Origin of the sequence: Streptomyces sp. NPDC004658 (assembly GCF_040609555.1) — a bacterium.
GTDB lineage: Bacteria > Actinomycetota > Actinomycetes > Streptomycetales > Streptomycetaceae > Streptomyces.
On the sequence record NZ_JBEXKG010000047.1, the window covers coordinates 13250 to 30434 of the forward strand.

Annotated in this window: 16 protein-coding genes and 2 pseudogenes; 8 read left to right on the forward strand and 10 right to left on the reverse strand. The window is 69.0% G+C overall.

The window, feature by feature from the left end:
- Positions 1 to 9 precede the first annotated feature (9 nt).
- From ABZV94_RS18475 to ABZV94_RS18485, 3 genes are all read left to right on the forward strand, one after another.
- On the forward strand, positions 10 to 1059 hold the full coding sequence (locus tag ABZV94_RS18475; protein ID WP_356341394.1) for a hypothetical protein: 1050 nt from the start codon (positions 10 to 12) through the stop codon (positions 1057 to 1059).
- 205 nt (positions 1060 to 1264) lie between these two features.
- Positions 1265 to 1837, forward strand: coding sequence for a hypothetical protein (locus tag ABZV94_RS18480; RefSeq protein ID WP_356341396.1), 573 nt, complete (start codon positions 1265 to 1267; stop codon positions 1835 to 1837).
- Between the two features lie 831 nt (positions 1838 to 2668).
- A complete protein-coding gene (locus ABZV94_RS18485) occupies positions 2669 to 3151 on the forward strand; it encodes a DUF3618 domain-containing protein (protein ID WP_356341397.1) in 483 nt (160 codons plus the stop codon).
- Positions 3152 to 3747: 596 nt separating this feature from the next.
- Here the strand turns inward: ABZV94_RS18485 and ABZV94_RS18490 are convergent.
- The gene (locus ABZV94_RS18490) at positions 3748 to 4596 is read right to left on the reverse strand and encodes a hypothetical protein (RefSeq protein ID WP_356341398.1); all 849 of its coding nucleotides are present in this window, start codon (positions 4594 to 4596) and stop codon (positions 3748 to 3750) included.
- A 214-nt stretch (positions 4597 to 4810) separates the two neighbouring features.
- Entirely contained in the window at positions 4811 to 5587 is a 777-nt protein-coding gene (locus ABZV94_RS18495) for a dihydrofolate reductase family protein (protein WP_356341400.1), read from the reverse strand.
- An 89-nt stretch (positions 5588 to 5676) separates the two neighbouring features.
- Here ABZV94_RS18495 and ABZV94_RS18500 point away from each other — a divergent pair.
- Positions 5677 to 5781, forward strand: a pseudogene (locus ABZV94_RS18500) (IS5/IS1182 family transposase); the annotation flags it as partial.
- Positions 5782 to 6105: 324 nt separating this feature from the next.
- On the opposite strand, the gene ABZV94_RS18505 reads toward ABZV94_RS18500, so the two are convergent.
- The 3 genes from ABZV94_RS18505 to ABZV94_RS18515 are packed head-to-tail and all read right to left on the reverse strand — an operon-like array spanning position 6106 to position 8904.
- Complete coding sequence (locus ABZV94_RS18505; protein ID WP_356341401.1) at positions 6106 to 7128, reverse strand: aldehyde reductase; 1023 nt, start codon at positions 7126 to 7128, stop codon at positions 6106 to 6108.
- Between the two features lie 10 nt (positions 7129 to 7138).
- Complete coding sequence (locus ABZV94_RS18510; RefSeq protein ID WP_356341402.1) at positions 7139 to 7858, reverse strand: DUF998 domain-containing protein; 720 nt, start codon at positions 7856 to 7858, stop codon at positions 7139 to 7141.
- Positions 7855 to 8904, reverse strand: coding sequence for an aldo/keto reductase (locus tag ABZV94_RS18515; protein ID WP_356341403.1), 1050 nt, complete (start codon positions 8902 to 8904; stop codon positions 7855 to 7857). The genes ABZV94_RS18510 and ABZV94_RS18515 overlap by 4 nt, the downstream gene beginning before the upstream one ends.
- A 76-nt stretch (positions 8905 to 8980) precedes the next feature.
- Here ABZV94_RS18515 and ABZV94_RS18520 point away from each other — a divergent pair, with 76 nt between their 5' ends.
- A complete protein-coding gene (locus ABZV94_RS18520; protein WP_356341404.1) occupies positions 8981 to 9523 on the forward strand; it encodes a TetR/AcrR family transcriptional regulator in 543 nt (180 codons plus the stop codon).
- A 31-nt stretch (positions 9524 to 9554) separates the two neighbouring features.
- Positions 9555 to 10093 (forward strand): annotated as a pseudogene (locus ABZV94_RS18525) (IS5 family transposase); the annotation flags it as partial.
- A gap of 89 nt (positions 10094 to 10182) precedes the next feature.
- On the opposite strand, the gene ABZV94_RS18530 reads toward ABZV94_RS18525, so the two are convergent.
- Entirely contained in the window at positions 10183 to 11538 is a 1356-nt protein-coding gene (locus tag ABZV94_RS18530; RefSeq protein WP_356341406.1) for a beta-1,3-glucanase family protein, read from the reverse strand.
- A 1067-nt stretch (positions 11539 to 12605) separates the two neighbouring features.
- Between ABZV94_RS18530 and ABZV94_RS18535 the strand changes: the two genes are divergently transcribed.
- Positions 12606 to 12785 carry a hypothetical protein gene (locus tag ABZV94_RS18535; RefSeq protein ID WP_356341407.1) on the forward strand — a complete coding sequence of 60 codons (180 nt, stop codon included), beginning with the start codon at positions 12606 to 12608 and terminating at the stop codon, positions 12783 to 12785.
- Between the two features lie 84 nt (positions 12786 to 12869).
- On the opposite strand, the gene ABZV94_RS18540 is transcribed toward ABZV94_RS18535, so the two are convergent.
- From ABZV94_RS18540 to ABZV94_RS18550, 3 genes are all read right to left on the reverse strand, one after another.
- Entirely contained in the window at positions 12870 to 13616 is a 747-nt protein-coding gene (locus ABZV94_RS18540) for an NADPH-dependent F420 reductase (protein WP_356341408.1), read from the reverse strand.
- Positions 13617 to 13968: 352 nt separating this feature from the next.
- Positions 13969 to 14349: a hydroxyphenylacetyl-CoA thioesterase PaaI gene (gene paaI, locus ABZV94_RS18545; RefSeq protein WP_356341446.1), complete on the reverse strand. Its 381-nt coding sequence runs from the start codon at positions 14347 to 14349 to the stop codon at positions 13969 to 13971.
- Between the two features lie 38 nt (positions 14350 to 14387).
- Positions 14388 to 15839, reverse strand: a complete 1452-nt coding sequence (locus tag ABZV94_RS18550) for an aspartate aminotransferase family protein (RefSeq protein ID WP_356341409.1) — start codon at positions 15837 to 15839, stop codon at positions 14388 to 14390.
- A 112-nt stretch (positions 15840 to 15951) separates the two neighbouring features.
- On the opposite strand from ABZV94_RS18550, the gene ABZV94_RS18555 reads away from it, so the two are divergent.
- Positions 15952 to 16413: an Lrp/AsnC family transcriptional regulator gene (locus tag ABZV94_RS18555; protein WP_356341411.1), complete on the forward strand. Its 462-nt coding sequence runs from the start codon at positions 15952 to 15954 to the stop codon at positions 16411 to 16413.
- A gap of 91 nt (positions 16414 to 16504) precedes the next feature.
- Here the strand turns inward: ABZV94_RS18555 and ABZV94_RS18560 are convergent, their stop codons facing one another.
- Positions 16505 to 17182 carry a TetR family transcriptional regulator gene (locus ABZV94_RS18560; RefSeq protein ID WP_356341412.1) on the reverse strand — a complete coding sequence of 226 codons (678 nt, stop codon included), beginning with the start codon at positions 17180 to 17182 and terminating at the stop codon, positions 16505 to 16507.
- Positions 17183 to 17185: the final 3 nt, after the last annotated feature.

The following is a 17185-nucleotide window of genomic DNA, read 5'->3' on the forward strand; positions in this document are numbered from 1 at the left end:
GCTGACGAGATGGACGCCGGCACCGTCAACCGGGAGCTGTCCATCGCACGCAAGGCGATCGGCTGGTGGCAGCGCCAGGGCTGGATCGTCGGCGACCCCACGATCGGAATCGAGCGGCGGCCGGGCACCGCCGGACCGCACCAAGGCCCTCTTCGAGAACCAGATCGCCGCCCTGTGACGCCTGGACGTCGCGCTGCGGGAGAAGACGCAGTGCAAGATGCTTTACGAGTCGCCGCACGGGCCGACGAGGTGCTGCGCCTGAATGCGGAAGACCTCTACCCGCAGGACAAGCGCGGGAAGATCACCGCCAAGGGCGGGTCACGGAGTGGATTCACTGGCAGTCCGGCACCGCCCAGCTGCTGCCCCGCGTCATCGCTCGCCGCGCCCGCGGCCCGCTGTTCCTCACCGACCGCAAGGCCCCCGCCGGAACCCCGACGCTCGACGTATGCCCTGAGACCGACCGCGCCCGCCACTCCTACCGGCGCGTTCGCATCCCCTGACGACATCGAGGACCTGCATGGCTGGACACTCCACCGGCTCCGCCACAGTGCCCTGACACACGATGCCGAGGACGGCACCTCCGCCCCGATGCTGCTGGCCCGCTCCCGGCACGGAGATCTGGCCGCGGGTAAGAGCACCGCGGCGGCGCGCGGCGCCTGGCTCGTCTTTGCTGACGAGGCCGGGCAGTCGATGACGCCGCCGCGCTCGAAGACCTGGGGACGCGTCGGCCGCACACCTGTGGTGCGGGTGCGCGGCCGGGGCTCTGGACGGATGTCGATGGCCGGGATGGTCTGCTACAGGCCAGGGGCGCGGTCGAGGCTGATCTATGCAATCCGTGAGTACCACGGCCGCAAGGACGAGCCGAAGGGCTTCGGCTGGCGGGACCTGCGCAACCTGCTGGTGCGGGCCCGCATCCAGCTCGGCGGACCGATCGTGCTGGTCTGGGACAACGTACCTACGCACCCGACCTCAATCCGCAGGAGGGCATCTGGTCCTTGGTCAACCGCGATCTCGGCAACCTGGCTGCTGCGGACCTCGGCGAGATCACCAGGGCCGTGAAACATCGGCTCAAGAAGATCCAGTACCGTCCGGACTTGATTGACGGCTGCCTCGTCGGCACAGGCCTGTCCCCGCACAGCGGCGAGCCGACGACCAACCAGCCGGACGAAGGCAGTGGCACCGCTGGATCCCCGATCGAACAGCTCGGGTATCGTCGCGCCGCCGGCTGTCCAGGCCGAGGTGCTCTGCTGACCGGAGGTTGATCGTGGTGACGGACGTCTGGGGTGTGCTGGAGGAGGAGCAGCGTCTCCCGTGGGCGTTCACGCCGTTCGAACGTGTCGGGCCGCTGGAGTTCGGCATGACACACGAGCAGGCGGAGGCGGCAGTTGATGGCGTCCTGGAGACCGGAATTTCGAGTGGTTCTTCCAGGGAGAACTACGTATGTGCTGAGTTTTGGTCGGTGCAGCTACTTGATGCACCGTTCTTCGGGCCAGCGGTAACCGTGTACTACGACCGATCGGTCGGCCTGGCAGGCATCGCGGTCAACGCACTGCGCGGCCCGCAGGTGACCCTGGACGGGTTGGCACTCGTAGGTCAGGTGCCGTCACGCTTGGAGGACCAGTTCATCGACTACCTCGAGACGCACACGAAGGAACTGCAGTACTCGCAGCATGCGGATCCGTGCTCGGAGCAGCTCGGTCTGGTGCTTCGGGCTCAGCGGACCGGTGACCTCGTGCTGAGCCGCCCGGTCATGGTGGCCGAAGCATGGGCCGACCGTTGCGGGGACACCACGGAGGGCTGCATCCCCCAACAGGAGTGGAAAACCTTCGAGTGGTGAGCGCCCGGCAGGCCCTTCCAAAGTAACTGCCGAGCGGATGCCCTCCTCCCCATCTCTTCCTCCGACATCACGCTTGCAAGTTCAGTATTCAGGTCATCATGGAGCAGGGCGAGGGAAGCCACAGCTCACCGAGGAGTCGCTACTTCGGCGGGGAGACAGGAGTCGCCAGCGCCCCGGCCCCCGCACGACGAGCTCGACCTGCCCGGGACCCACCTCGATCAGACTCAACCGCCGAAGGATACGGACGTCAACACGTTGACGACATCACGTTTCCCTGGCCAGTACCGCAGCCACCTCATAGGCGGCTGCCTCACCGAGACCGGACTGACCGTCAACCCCTGATCACCGAGGACGACACCACTAGTTCAACCTCGGTGATCTCACCCCGCTTCCTGGGCCAGCCTGCGCAGGCAGGGCCGGGCCGACCGTCAGGGCCTATGCGGCTGACGTAGCACATGGTCACGTCGCCCGTTCGGCTCAGTGTGCGTGTGCTGGCGAGGGGGAAGTCCGCGACCGAGCCGGCGCGAGACGAACTCCGCCTGTGGCAGGGGGAGATGCAGGCGATGCGGCGGCGGTGGCCTGTTCGGCGGGGTCGGCGTCGCGGGCTTCCTGATGTTGCAGGCGCTGGTCACCATCGTGATCGCCGTGTCGGCCGGACCGCTGCGGGTGGGGCGGCGGTGCTGATCGTCACCTCGGTACTGGGTGTGATCGCCGCGGTGACGGCCATAAGAGGGGAGGAAGCAGGTCGACCAGGCCTCGCCGCCCCACACTCGAGCAGATGATCGAGAACGTCAAGGCCGACGTGGCCGAGATCGAGGAGAGTACGCACCAATGACCCAGCCGCCGCACGACGAGCCCACCGCCACCAGCCCCGAGGAACTGCGCGAGCAGGTCGAACAGACTCGCACCGAGCTCGGGGACACGGTCGAGGCACTGGCAGCGAAGACGGACGTCAAGGCACGCGCCCGGGAGGAGGCCGCCAAGGTCATGGAGCAGACTGCCGTGAAGGCCGGCGAGCTGAGGGAGCAAGGCGCCGTCACAGCCGGGCAGTTGAAGGCGAAGGCTGTCGGCCTGGCCGCCCAGGCGCAGGACCGGCTACCCGAACCGGTCAGGGACACCGTCTCCCAAGCCGCCGAACAGGCCCGCGAGAAAGCGGCCCAGGCCGGGCGGCTGTGGCATGAGAAGGCACCCGAGCCCGTGCGGCAGAAGACGGCCCGAGGAGCGCGGTTGGCGCGGAACAACCGGAAGGTGCTGCTGGCCGCGGCAGGCGTGGCCGTCGTGGCGTGGCTGGCCTGCCGTCGTACGAAGGGGTGAGCGGGGAAAAGAGCGCGAGGTCGCCTACAGGCCGGTCGATCTGACGCCCTGTTCCGCCGACGGTACGGCTGCGGCAGGACCGTTCGAGCAGGCACGGATGACACTTGCTCACGCCGAGGACGCCCCCGATGCCGCCGGCGACGCGAGGTGCTGCGCTCGGGGCCACCCTTCAAATCGCGGTCATGATCGGGCTCCAGGCGGCCGTCGACCGCGCTGGAGCCACCGTCACCCGCCGATCGACCGGTACCCCTGCGGTGGTCGGGGCGCAGGGCCGCGACAGGGTGCCGTAGTGGCCGACGTAGAGGATGCCTTCGACACGACCTGGTAGTCGGCGTTCAGGGCATAGCGGGCTGCCAGGGCCGATGGTGGCCGCTCCGGGCCGGTCGAGTTCTTGGGGTACGGCGCGGCGAGGTCGCCCTGGCCGACCGGAGCCGGGAGATCGGCCACCGTCTGCGACGGAGGTGCCGAGGTGGGCACCCCGGGTTCGATGCGGATGCACCTCGCTGCCGCTGACCGTTGAGACGGAACGTGGACGTTGTGCCCCTCGCGGGGAAGGGGCGCCGTGCTGATCGACGGCACCCCTTTTCGCCGATGGTTCAGGCACCCAGGTAGACCGGGGCCTTCTGGACGGACTTGCTGTAGATGTGGTTGCTGAGGGTACCGTCAACGCCCAGGACGACCAGGGTGACGTTGTCCTGGAGGACGACCGGGCGTCCCTTGGCGTACTCGGTGGAGAACGTGCCGTGGCTGGTGGTCAGCTGGGCCCCGTAGACACCGTTGTGCTTGACGAGCTTGACGATCGCGCCGTTGGCCAGCTTGTAGCGGCCCAGCCGGGGACTGACGGCGGTCTCGGCGCCGGTCCAGCTGACGGTCCCGCCGACCGGGTCGAGTACCAGCGTGCGGTTGCCGAACAGAGCGGCGCCGGCGCGGGAGTGCGCGTCGAGGAAGCGCACCAGCTTGCCGTCCCGGAAGACGCGGGCCTGGTGGTGGTCGGCGGAGACCTTGAAGATCTGGACGGTCGTCCGTGCGTCGAGGCGCAGGGTGCGGGAGAGCGTGCCGCGCAGGGTGCAGTCGGCGGACAGGGGCGGGAAGGGCGTGGACTGCCAGGGGGTGGGCCCGCCCTGGCTGCGCTGGCCGAAGACGGGCTTGGCGGAGAGCACCCCGGTGATCTTCAGGCCGTCGGCCAGGTCGGTGGGCTTGCTCTGGTTGACGGTCGCGACGGCGTGGCCCTTGGCATCCAGCAGCGTGGCGGACGCGCCGCTGTCGGCGCTGCCGACCAAGCGGACCTTCATGCCACCGCCGAAGACGGAGGGGATGGTCGTGGCGGTGACGCAGGCGCTGCTCCCGGCCGGCGCAGGCGCGGCGGCATGGGCCGAGACGACAGAAGCGGTGGTGGTACCGACGAGGGCTACGGTGACGAGGGCGGTACGGAGTGCGGTACGCATGGCTGCTCCTGGCGGCTTCGGATTCTGCGGGGCTGGCTGCTCTGACCAGCTGGAACAACCCTAAGGATCATGGGTTCCGGAATCGTCGGGTTCATGTCACAGGGGCGTGACTACGCGGCACCCGCGCCATGGCTGCTCACGGCCGGGCGGCGCGGGCACCCATGGGGAGGCTGGTCGTTCACCGCCGGGTGGGGCGACCTGGAGCAGCTGGACGTCACGCTGGTGGAAGCCGAACCGGTGAGGGATGTCGGCGTTCACAGGGCGCCGATCTCCACGAGTTGGTCCGGCCGTGGTCGTGGGCCGGTACTACGGCGAAGGGCAGAGCCTGCTCAACGGAAACTTCACCATCAGCCACCGGAGCCTTCTTGCCGGCGACCTGGACCGTATCGAGCGCCTGCAACCGACTCGCCGCTGATACGGAGGACGACCAGGCCGTCAGGCGTTGGGCGAACCCGACATCACCCGTTCGACAGCGAGAAGCGTGGACGCCCTGCTCGGCGTAGGGAGGGTTGACGGTTCCGCGGCTTGCGGTGGCAAGCGGCGCGGCGACGTCGGGGAAGACCGTGAGGGCGAGCCTGTCCACCATGTCGGTCGCCAGCAGGGCCTGGATGACGCTCGCGCTGGACAGCACGAGAATGTCACCGCCCTCGGTCGCCCTGAGGTCCACAACCGCCTGGGCGGTCGGCTTGTCGGAGATCGTGGTGCGCTCCCGCGGCGCTTCGCGAAGGGTGAAGGACAGGAGCACCTTGTCCGTTTCGACGAGCCACTTCGCGAAGCGCTCGTCCTGCGGGTCGGCGCCTTGCATGCCGATGACGGTAAGCCAGAGGCAGCGGAAACCTTCCGCGTTGACCCGCCCGAGCAGGGCCGTCGTCGCCGGCTGCCAGAGGCTGGTCAGGTGGTCGCGGGCGACGTCGGAGACGGCGTACGGCATGACCCAGCTCATGTCCTGAGGGTGGGGGCCGGCGTAGCGGCCGTCGAGGGAGAGGGCCATGACGCGTTCATCGAGGCGCGCGGGGACGTTGTTGCCCGATCCGAGGGCTCGAGGGGGCTGCGGAGCGAAATGAGCCGACCTGCCACGCGCTCGGACGCTCTAGTGGCGGGCTGAGCACGGAGATACGCCTGGTCGCGGACGGCCACGCGCGACCCCTGGTCCTGACCGGCGGAGCGGGCCAGGCCGGCGACGCAGCCGCCATCGACAGCGTCGTGGCGCAGAGTTCGGCCGCTGAGTGAGCATGGCACCCCATGCCTGATGACGCGTGGCTTTGCTGGTGAGTTGCGCAAGCGCGTGCCGCTCGGCGGTGAGAGCGGCCTCGTGCACAGGGGACTGATGTCGGCGCTTCTCGGGAGTACCTGGATGCTGCCTCAGGGTTCCTGACGGTGCAGAAGGTGTTGACGACGGCTTGGCTGGGCCGCCTGAGAAGCTCCCGCCGCGGCCGGCTCGCGCCGCCGGACATCCGACCGGCCTCCACACGGGCGTGACCGGCCGGCAGCTGGTATCAACGCCTGCGGTCATGTCCCGATGCCGTGGGCGAGGAGGCTGTGGGCGGTGTCGGCGATGGTGTCCTCGATGGGGCGCGCCCGCCACCCGAGAAGCCGCTCTGCCTTGGCGCTGGTGGCGTCGAGGTCCCGGCCGAGCTGGTGCCGCAGCAGTCTCAGTTCCGGGTTCACGATGCTCAGCGCGCGCGTGAGCCACACGGGCAGTTCACGGGTCGGGGCCTTCGCGGCGTGCTCCCCCAGGCGGTCACGCAGGATGCGTGCGACGTCGACGAGGCGCAGGCTGTGGCCCGCGATCGCGAGGAAGCGCTCGCCGGCGGCTGCCGGATCGGTCATCGCGCGCAGGTGCAGGTCCGCCACGTCGCGTACGTCGACGTAGCCCATGCCGAAGGGGGGACACGCGGGAACCCGTCCTTCGAGCATTCTGCGCACGAGGCGCAGGGACGGCGGGTCGTCCGGACCCAGCAGTGGTCCGAGGACCCCCACGGGGTGGACCGCTGTCAGTTCCAGGGCACCGCCTTCGTCTTCGATGAACTGCCAGGCGGCGCGCTCGGCGAGCGTCTTGGACCGCTGGTAGGGCGGGATGTCGCCGTGGACGTTGGTCCAGTCCTCCTCGGTGAACGGGGTCGAGCGCGGGGGATGCCCGATCCCGACGGCTCCGAAGGCGCTCGTCAGGACGACGCGGCGCACGCCGGCGTCGCGGGAGGCGCGCAGCACCCGCAGGACGCCCTCGCGTGCTGGGACCACCATGTCGTCGTCGTTCGCCGGTGTGCTGCGCAGGGTCGGCGAGGCGACGTGGAGGACGGCATCGCAGTCGGTGACGGCCTCGTCCCAGCCGTCGGGGTGCTCGAGGTCGGCGCGTACGACCGTGAGACGGTCGTCCTCGAACGGCCGGGCCGCGTGGAGCCAGGAGCGCAGAGCCGTCTCGCGCCGCGGGTCGCGGACCGTGGTGCGGACGGTGTGCCCGGCGTCGAGCAGGGTCAGGACGCACCAGCTGCCGAGGAAGCCTGTCCCGCCGGTGACCAGTACCTGTGTCATCTGTGTCTCCTCAGTTCGCGACGTGCGGTTCGAGTGGTGTCCGCGGGCACGTCACACGACGTCGCCGGGTGGTGGCCAGGCTACTTCCGAAGAGGGCGTGGCCGATCATGATCGGGTAGATCACGGCGCGTTCGAACATGCCGATGTTCCACATCCAGCCGGTGAGCACGTCGGCCATGAAGAGGGGGAACGCGATCAGTCCGGCGGTGCCGAGCGCGGTACTCGCGATCGACCGGCCGCTGCTGAGCCCGATGCGGGGTCCGCCGGCTCCGACGGCGATCGCCATGAGGTTGCCGGCGAGCATGACTGTCTGCGCGCCGACGGTGTGGAAGGCGATCAGACCGTTGTCGACGTTGGTGGTGGAGCCCTGGACGATGCCGACGAGCGAGACCCCGACGCCGGAGAGGACGGCGAGGATCACGATGATGACCGGGCGGATGCCCTTGCGCGGGTCGAACACGAGGAACGCGCCGACGGTCAGGAGGATGCCGTAGATCACCCAGCCGGTGTCCATGACGGCGCCGAGGGGGGAGTTGGCGACCTGTCCGAACGCGGTCTGTGGCGGGCCGGTCAGGCCGAGGTGACTGACCCAGTTGTACAGGGGCGAGTACGGCGGGTTCTGCCATGCGGCGGCGGTGATGAACTCGGCGAGCCAGGACACGAGCGGGCCGAGGAGGATGAGGAGGGCTCCGGCGCGGGCAGCCACGCCGGAGCGGACGATGGGGTTCATGAAAGGGCCATGCCGGGGACGCGCCTGCGGATGGCCTCCAGTTCGGCCTCGTCGGAGACGGCCTGCCAGTCGTACCGCGGCGTGTACGAGGCTTCCAGGGCGCGCACCTCGTCGTCGGTGAGCTCGATGTCGAGGGAGGCCACGGCCTCGTCGATCTGCCGGGTCGAGCCGGCCCCGACCAGGGGCGCGGTGACGACCGGCTGGTGGCGCAGCCAGGCGAGCGCGATCTGCGCGCGGCTGACGCCGTGGGCGTCCGCGACCTGCCCGACCGCGTCGATGATCGCGCGGTTGGACGCCTCCTGCGCGGGCGAGTACAGCAGGTCCGCGTAGGCGCCGTCCGTCTGGGAGCGCACTGTCGATCGGGCGTCGTCCCATGCGCGGGCGAGGCGGCCGCGGGCCAGCGGCGACCAGATGATCGTGCCGACGCCCTCGTCCAGGCACAGCGGGATCATCTCCCGCTCCTCCTCCCGGGCGAGCAGGTTGTAGTGGTTCTGCATCGACACGAACCGCGCCCAGCCGTGCTGCTTCTGCAGGTGCAGCGCCTTCGCGAACTCCCAGGCGTGCATGGAGGAGGCGCCGAGGTAGCGGACCTTGCCGGCTTTCACGAGGTCGCTGAGTGCTTCGAGGGTCTCCTCCCACGGGGTGGAGTGGTCGTTGCGGTGGATCTGGTAGAGATCGATGTAGTCCGTACCGAGGCGGCGCAGGGAGTGGTCGACCTCGGTCATGATCGTCTTCCGTGACAGACCACGGCCGTTGGGACCTGGCCGCATCGGGTGCCGGAGCTTGGTGGCGATCACCACCTCGTCACGGTCGGCGAAGTCCTTGAGCGCGCGGCCGAGGATCTCCTCGCTGGACCCGTACGAGTACAGGTTCGCGGTGTCGAAGAAGTTGATCCCCGCCTCCAGCGCGTGCTTGATGAGCGGGCGGGCCTCCTCCTCACCCTTGGACCACACGGGATGGCCCCGGTCGGGCTCGCCGTAGGTCATCGCGCCGATGGCGATGGGTGACACGTCCAGACCGGTGGTGCCGAGCTTGATGTACTGCATGACGCCCCTCTAAACTAAGTGGAGAGCTCTCCGAATACCGTAGTGGAGAGTTCTCCACTTAGCAAGGTGAGGTCCTGTGGTTCGTTCAGACGCTCGCGAGAACCGGGCGCGCATCCTGGCAGCCGCCCGCGAGGCGTTCGCCGAGGACAGCGCCACGTCGATGAACCAGGTCGCCCAGCGCGCCGGCGTCGGCGCGGGCACGCTGTATCGCAACTTCCCCACCCGCGAGGCGCTGGTCCTGGCCGTCTACCAGGACGAGGTGGAACGCATCATCAGCGCCGTGCCGGAGCTGCTCGCCGAGATGCCGCCCCTCGAAGCGCTCCGCCACTGGACGACCGACCTCGTCGAAGCGATGCGCCGCAAGCACGGCCTCGGCGACGCCCTCAGCCCCGGCGCCCACCAGGCGATCAGCGAGCAGAGCTACGGGCCGGTCATCGCCGCCATCACAAAGCTCCTCGACGCCGGCAAGAAGGACGGAAGCATCCGCACGGACGCCGACCCCGGCGACTTCCTCCAGCTCACCGGCGCACTCTGGCGCGCCGCGTCCAGCCCCGAAGACCGAGCACCCCGCATGCTCGCCCTCATCCTCGACGGACTGCGCACCCGACCACAGGCGTAGGCCGTGCCCGTAAAGTGGTTGGTACGTTGGTCTGTTCGTGGTGCGTCGTCTTGAGCTGACCGACGAGTCGTGTGCGGTGATCGAGCCGTTGCCGGCTCCGCCGCGGATGGGCCGTCCGGTGCGGGATCGCCGTCAGGTGGTCAACGGCATCCTGTGGAAGCTGTCCACGGGTACGGCCTGGCGGGACCTGCCTGAGCGGTGTGGGCCGTGGAAGACGGTCTACGAACGGGTTCCGCCGCCGGCCCGCCGACGGCATCTGGGACCGTCTGCCGGCCCATGTCCAGCAGCACTCCGATGCCGTCGGCGCCGTCGACTGGACGATCGTGTGCGTCGACTCAACCACCGTGCGGGCCCACCAGCACGCGGCTGGGGCAGAAGAAGGGGTCAGTCCCGGCCGGGTGAGGTGACCGGCCGGCCCCGTGGCGGGCTGACCAGGGAGATCCACCTCGCCTGCGACGGGCAAGGACGCCTCCTGGCCTTCCACCTGACCGCAGGCAACGTCAACGACTGCACCCAGTTCGAGGCGGTGAGGCCCGCATCCGCATCGAGCGGTGCGGGCCCGCACGCCCCAGCGCTGCTTCGACAAGCTCAAGCACAACAACGCCCTGGTCGCCCTCGCCTGCCTACGACTCTGGCTCCCCTGACATTGCGGACACGACCTAGTAGCCCACAGCTACTTCCATCCACTGTGGCTTGTCCATGCTGGCGTACGCGGCCTGCCCGGCGACGTCGTCGTACGGGAAGCCGTAGGCCAGGTGGTTGATGCCGTGGTCGTGCCAGTACTTGGCGTACCAGTTGGCCGGGTCACCGGAGTAGAACTTCGACGGGTCCTGCTGCTGGCTTGCGGGCAGGTTCGCCGTGTGCCGGTTCAGCGCCGCGCACAGGCTCGCGTTCGCGGCGAGGGAACCGGCGCACCCGAAGATGTTCGACGTCGACTCGTTGACGCCGACCGAGTTCGCGTACGAGGTGAAGTAGTTGGCGTTCGCGCCGCCCGCGCGGAAGCTCGGGTCGCTGCCCGGAGCGATGATCCGGTAGGGAGCCTGCGTCTGGGCCAGCACCTTGAACGGCTGCGGTACGGAGTCCCGGAAGTTCTGGAACACCTGGTCGCGGCTCATGGTGAACAGGTCCTGGGTGTCACCGAGCTGGATCTCCTGGCCGCTGTGCGAGTGGAGTCGAATGGCCAGCGGCAGACCCCAGGCGTCCACGCGGGTGGTGTTCCCGTTGAAGCTGGACGTTCCGGTGGTGAACTCGATGAAGTCGTAGTACTGGCCCTTGGGGGCGCCGACGTAGAAGTACATGCGCTGGGCGGGGCCGGCGACGATGTCGACGTAGGGCCGCTCGGCGATGGAGTGCACCTCGCCGTTGTAGTCCCAGTACACCTGGCTGTCGGGGTAGGCGCCGTTGGTCCGGTTGAGCACCTTCACCTTCATGACGGCCGACGACGCCGGGATGTCGTCGGTCGTCCCCCAGAAGTCGCCCGAGGGGTCGGATCCGCCGCTCCCGCTGCCGTAGACCTGGAACTCGTAGAGCGAGTAGCCGTACTGAGTGGCGCGCTGGGTACCGTACATCCGGACGTAACGGCCCGTGGCGTTGACGTTCAGGTCCTGTACGCCGCCTGCGCCCGTGGTGGTCGAATAGACGGTCGTCCAGGGACCGTTCTCACTCGTGGCGGTCTGCAGGGCGAAGGCCTTGGCGTAGGCGGCCTCCCAGTGCAGGGTCACCTGGGTGATGGTCTTCTGCGCCCCGAGGTCCACCTGTATCCACTGCGGGTCCGTGAACGCGCTGGACCAGCGGGTCTGTTCGTTGCCGTCCACGGCTTGCGAGGCGCTGAAGGCGGCGTTCTCGGTGGAGGAGGCGGTCGTGGGCCTGTCCTGGGAGAGAAGGGTGCCGGCCGCGTGGGCGGGCGGCTGCGCCATGACGGTGAGGCCGAGGGCGGCGACCAGGGCCATCAGGAGCGCGAGGGTGAGGGAGGGGCGGCGCCGAAGACGGCTGTACGAGCGATGAGTCGATGCCATGACTGACACAGATGAACTCCTCGTCCGGGTGGGGGTCGTGGCGGAGCCACGCGCGGATTGTCCGGGAGCTTCGGTAGCGAGGTGATGCTCGCAAGCAGCCATTCGACAGTCAATAGGTTGTTCAGTAATCAATCCATCGAGCGGCTTGGTGTTCGGAGGATGAACGCATGGCGGCGGAGACGGTGGCCGTGGGCCGGGCGCCTCCTCCGATGTGGCGGGCCCGCCTGATTGCGGGTCTGCCGACGGCGGGGCGCAGGGTTCTTCCCGTGATGGCAACAGGCCGCGGGCGCCGGCGGCAGCGCTTGGGCCTGCCACTCCCCCGCGCTGGACGGCACCCCATCGGCGAACGGGGACGACCGGACGGCCTGCCGGTCGGGGCCGGGCACGGTGTCGGCGCTGAGCGTGGCGAACGTCAACGACTCTCGGAAGGCGCCCATCAGCCGCATGCCGAAGTCCGTCGGCGGCTGCCCTGCGACCACGCCGACAGCCACGTACCGTCCGTTGTCGTTCAACTTGTTTAGGGGTGCTGGGGACCCCCGCGACGTCGATCACCACGTCGTAACCCACCAGTGCGTCCGATGCGTTCTCTTCGAGGCGGTCGTGGAGGTGGATCGCGTCCAGGTCGCGCAGGCAAGCCCTGCGCTCCGCCGACGAGCCTGAGCAACGTCGATGTCCGTGCGGACAACCGAATCCGGTGTGGGCCAGGCGGACATGCTGGCGCAGCTGGCCGACCGGTTCGACCTGGATCTGCGGGCAACGGGTGCGCTGAAGCAGCTGATCGCTGCTGGCGCCGGCGCGGGGCTGGGGGCAGAGGACTGGGAGCAACTGCTGGGGTGGTTCCCGCCCGGGGGCGGCAAGGCGGCACGGTTACGGCTGCATCTGGTGCGGGCCGCTTCCGATGCTGCATGCCAATCTGCTGCGGCACCAGAGTGTGGCCGGTCCGGCGACGCTGCGGGCGCGGGCGCTGTCGCTGGCGGTTGCCTGCCAGGATCCCCTCTTTGGGCGGGCGGTGCTGCGCCAGGCGCTGGCGAACCGATGCCGCGGGGCGAGTCGGTCAGGCTGAGGGCGTGGGGCGCACGCTGACGGCCGTGGAGGGGATGGTGGGGCGCGTCGATGGTGTGCGGTGGTCGGTGATGGTGCCCGGCCGGCGCATCCTGTTCCATCCGCCGAACCGGGCGGTCGCCCCACGGCGGGTTCCGGGTGGCCGACCGGCCGAGGTCGCCGTGCTGGTCGAGGCTGCCCAGTGAGCGGGCGCTCCGCAGGCGCCGTTGGCCTTTCGTACAGCGGCCCATACGTGTTTCCGAGCCGGGCACCACCCGGGAGCGTGACCGCTACTGCGCGACGCCCAACGAAGCACCCGCAGGGCCGCGCACGGCGCACGCGGCCAGTTCGCGCACCCGCTCGGCGGGCACTGGTACTCCCGGTGTCTCGAAGAACCACAGCATGAGTTCCTCGGGGGTCAGTCCGGTCGGCATGTCGCCCACGTACGGGTAGCAGTACAGCGGAGTGTTGGGACCGCTCCGCCAGCTCTCGGCGAGCGGAGCGACGTCCACGGCGTCGTAGCCGAGCGCGTCCAGCAGCTCCGCCGCCTCCTTCTTGGCATCCGCGTCGTCGCCCGCGATGGGCAGACCGCTGCGCTCCGGGGAGCCGGCCGGGCGGGCCAGCGAGGCGAGCTGCTTGGCGCCGATGCTGTTGAACGCCTTGACCACACGGGCACCGGAAAGGTGCCGCTGTACGAGCTCGCTGGAGGTCAGCTCGTCATTGTCCAGGGCCGCGATGCGCCCGTCGCGCTCCGGGTAGTAGTTGAGCGTGTCGATGACGGTTTTCCCCGTCAGCTCGGCGGCCGGCAGCTTGTCGTAGGCATGCAGCGGTACCGTCACCACGACGATGTCCCCGGCACGCGCCGCTTCCGCCGGTGTCGCGGCTCTGGCATTGGCGCCCAGCTCGGCTACGAGGTCGGCCAGGGTGTCGGGACCCCGCGAGTTGCTGAGTACGACCTTCCAGCCGGCGTTGACGGCCAAGCGGGCCAGGGTCCCGCCGATCATGCCGCTGCCGATGAGTCCAAGGGTTCTGTTCACGGATGCTCCGTTCGGTGTAGTGGCCGCGTCCGCGGCCCGTAGAAGGTGCGGACACTGCTGACTTGCCGTCCCTGCGCCACTTCGGGACCCAGGAGAAGGTGGTTGGTAACCGCCCGCTTGTCCGAGCGGTCCGCCTGCTCGCTCGCCCCGCTCCGGCTGGTCCAGGGCCTGACGGTCGCCCTGGAGCACGGGTCTCCACCGAGGGCAGCGTGCCGCCGGCCGATCTCAGCCTGCTGCTCTCGAACGAGAGTGGCGCGCGTTGAAGCGATCGACAGCCGCTCGATCCCTCCGTCTCCTGGCCGGGATCGGTACGCGCAGGCTTCGTACCGGTCTGGGCAGGGGCGGTCGGCAGTCACCGCCAGGGGGCGCCCCCGACGACACGGCTGCGTCCACGGAACTCAGCGACGATCGTCTCGCCCCGCACGACCGTCACGTCGTAGATTCCGCTTCGTCCGTACCGGGTGCGCTCATGGGCGATCGCCGTCAGAACATCCCCTGCCTTGGCGGGGGCTGTGAAGGAGATGTCGGCGCCGGAGGCCACGGTGGTCGGACCGTGGCTGTTGCAGGCGCAGGCGAACGCCGTGTCGGCGAGGGTGAAGATGTAGCCGCCGTGGGCGATGCCGTGGCCGTTGACCATGGCCGCGGTCACGGTCATCCGGACCACCGCCGATCCACCCCCCGCCTCGATGAGCTCGATGCCCAGGCCTCGGGAGGCGATGTCGGCGTCGAACATCGCGTGCGCGGGGCCGGTGTGCGCGTCGGGACCGGTTGTCACTGGGCTGCCTCCAGGATCGTGGGAACGGGCCTGCGACTGCGGGCGATGTCGGTCAGGCGGTCGACGATCAGCTCGATGTCGGCTCGGGTGGTGCGGTAGTTGGTCACGCACGCCCGCATCCCCTGGCGACCGTCCAGGCGAGCCGGGCCGAGGAGCGCGGTGCCTTCCTCGATCAGCTCGGCGAGTACGGCGGCGTGATCGGCGTCGGACGCGCCCTTGATCCGGAAGCAGACGGCAGTCAGCGACACGGGCGCCATAAGCTCCAGCCACTCGGTCGCCTCGATGAGATCGGCCATGTAACGCGCGAGGTCGAGGGTGTGATCCACCGCCTGGCGAAAGGCGTCGACGCCGAAGGTCTGCAAGGCGCTCCAGACCTTGAGAGCCTTGAAGCCGCGCGAGAGCTGGGGGCCGTAGTCCATGTAGTCGAGCATCAGCGGGTCCTCCTCGACGGTGAGGTACGAGGAGGAGAACGCGTACGCCTTCGCCAGCAGGCCGCGGTCCCGGACCAGTAGACAGCCCGCCTCAAGGGGGGTGAAGAGCAGCTTGTGCGGATCCAGGGCGATGGAGTCCGCCCGGGCGCACGCGGCGAATGCCTGGCGTTTGCGTTCGGACAACACGAACAGCGCGCCGTACGCACCGTCGAGGTGGAGCCACAGGTCCTCCCGCTCGCACACATCCGCGATGTCGCCGATCGGGTCGATGGAGCCGCTGGTGACCGTCCCTGGGGTGGCGACGACGCAGAACGGTTCCCTGCCGGCCGCGCGGTCGACGCGGATGGCCTCCTCCAAGGCGTCGACGCGCATGCGGTACTGGCCATCGGTGGGGATGTGGCGGACGTTGTCCGTGCCGATGCCCAGCAGAGCAGCCGCCTTGTCGACACACCGGTGAGCCTCGACGGAGGTGTAGAGCACCAGCCGCGGTGCCGCGGTCTGCAGGCCCTGCTCGCGAAAGTCGGGGCGACGTGCGTGCAGTGCCGTGGTCAAGGCGTTCAGCGTGGCGATCGAGCCACCGCCGGTGAGGATGCCACCCGCCCGCTCGTCGTAGCCGAAGAGCCCGCCCAGCCAGGTGATCACGGACCGCTCGACCACACTCGCGGCCGGCGAGAGCTGCCAGAAGTTGCAGTTCTGGTTGATGGTGGCGGCGATGGCCTCGGCGTATGGCGCGATGCCATTGGGAGGGCCGAGCACATAGGCGAGGAATCGAGGGTGAGCCACGGTGGTGGAGTTCGGGAGGATCTTCTGGTCGATCTCCCGGAAGAGGCCCTCGACCCCGAGACCTTTGTCGGGGAACGGCGTCGCCAGCAGGCCGGCGAGGACATCGCGGTCGACCTCAGGCACCAGCGGGCGCTCCGGGATGGACCGCTCGTAATCCTCGAAGAAGCCGCTCAACAGTCGGTCGGCGGTTTCCCTGTCGGCCCTGCTCAGACCGAGTATGGGCTGGTCGGACATGGATGTCTCCGGGTACGTGGCGGGTTTATCGGTGAGGTCATGGTAGCCACGAAGCCGCCGCACGGGATGCCAAAGATGCCTCTGGGATCCCGTTCCATTAGCATGGGATTCCATGGATAAGACAGATCGAGCAATTCTTGCGCACCTGATGACGGACGGGCGTCTCCCCAACACCGAGTTGGCTGACCTCGTGGGCCTCTCCCCGTCACCGTGCCTGCGCAGAGTGCGACAGCTCGAGAGCAGCGGTGTGATCACGGGCTACCACGCGTCGGTCGATCCGGCCGCCATCGGCCGCGGGTTCCACGTGCTCGTACATGTGGAAATGGCAGTGCAGGACAGAGGCACGATCGAGGCGTTCGAGGCCGCGATTGCGGATCTTGATGAGGTGGTGCACTGCCTGCGCCTGTTCGGACAGCCTGACTACGTCCTGTGGGTCGCGGTACCCGACATCGAGAAGTACGAGCGCTTCTACATGACCCAGCTCACCGGTCTGCCCGGAGTGGCCCGAACCAACTCGCAGTTCACCATGAAGACGGTGAAGAGCACCCCGGGGCTGCCCGTACCGGCTTTGTGATCTCGTCGCCCGGAGACTGCCAAGGCGCCGCTGTTTGCGCCCGTGCCGCCCGGCCTGGGTAGGCCGGGCGGAGGGTGGGCGTGTGGAGCAGTCAGGCGACGCCCGTGCCACCTTCTGGCGGAGGTTGCCCGGTTGCATGAGTGTCACCGCGCTCGCCATCGGACGTGTCCATGTTGCCGCTGTCCGCGCCGAGAAGGCTCAGCAGATACCTCAATTCAGCCACGCCGGCCTCATCGACTGTGTCGGGCTCGCCGAGAACGAGTTTGTGCAGAGCGAGGCCATCGAGCGCTGCGAGAACAAGGCGATTCAGCGCGCGGGGAGCGCCGTTGGGCAGTATGCGATTGAGCTCCCGGCCGGTCGCGTCGGCGTATCTGTCGTACAGGATTCGCATGTGCGGCCTCAGATCCGGCCGTCGACGCGATTCGAGCATCAACTCGTACCGGAAGGCGCGCGTGTCCGGATCCGCGCCGGCCAACTCGGAGAGGAGGGTTGCAAGAGGCGCGGAATCGTCTCCCCGAGGCTCGAGCGCCTGGGCGTGGATCATGTGAGCCGCGGTCTGCTCGATCAGCGCGTCGCGCGAGCCGAAGTGGTGTACGACGAGACCGTGGGACACACTGGCTTCTTCCGCCACTGCCCGGTATGTGAGATGGCGCAGTCCCCTGGCAGCCGCTAGGCGGACCGCGGCGTCCAGGAGGGCGCTCCGACCCTCCCCGTAAGGCACGTGTGCGTGCGGCGACTTACCCTTCGGCCGAACTGCGGGCCCGGTCACAGC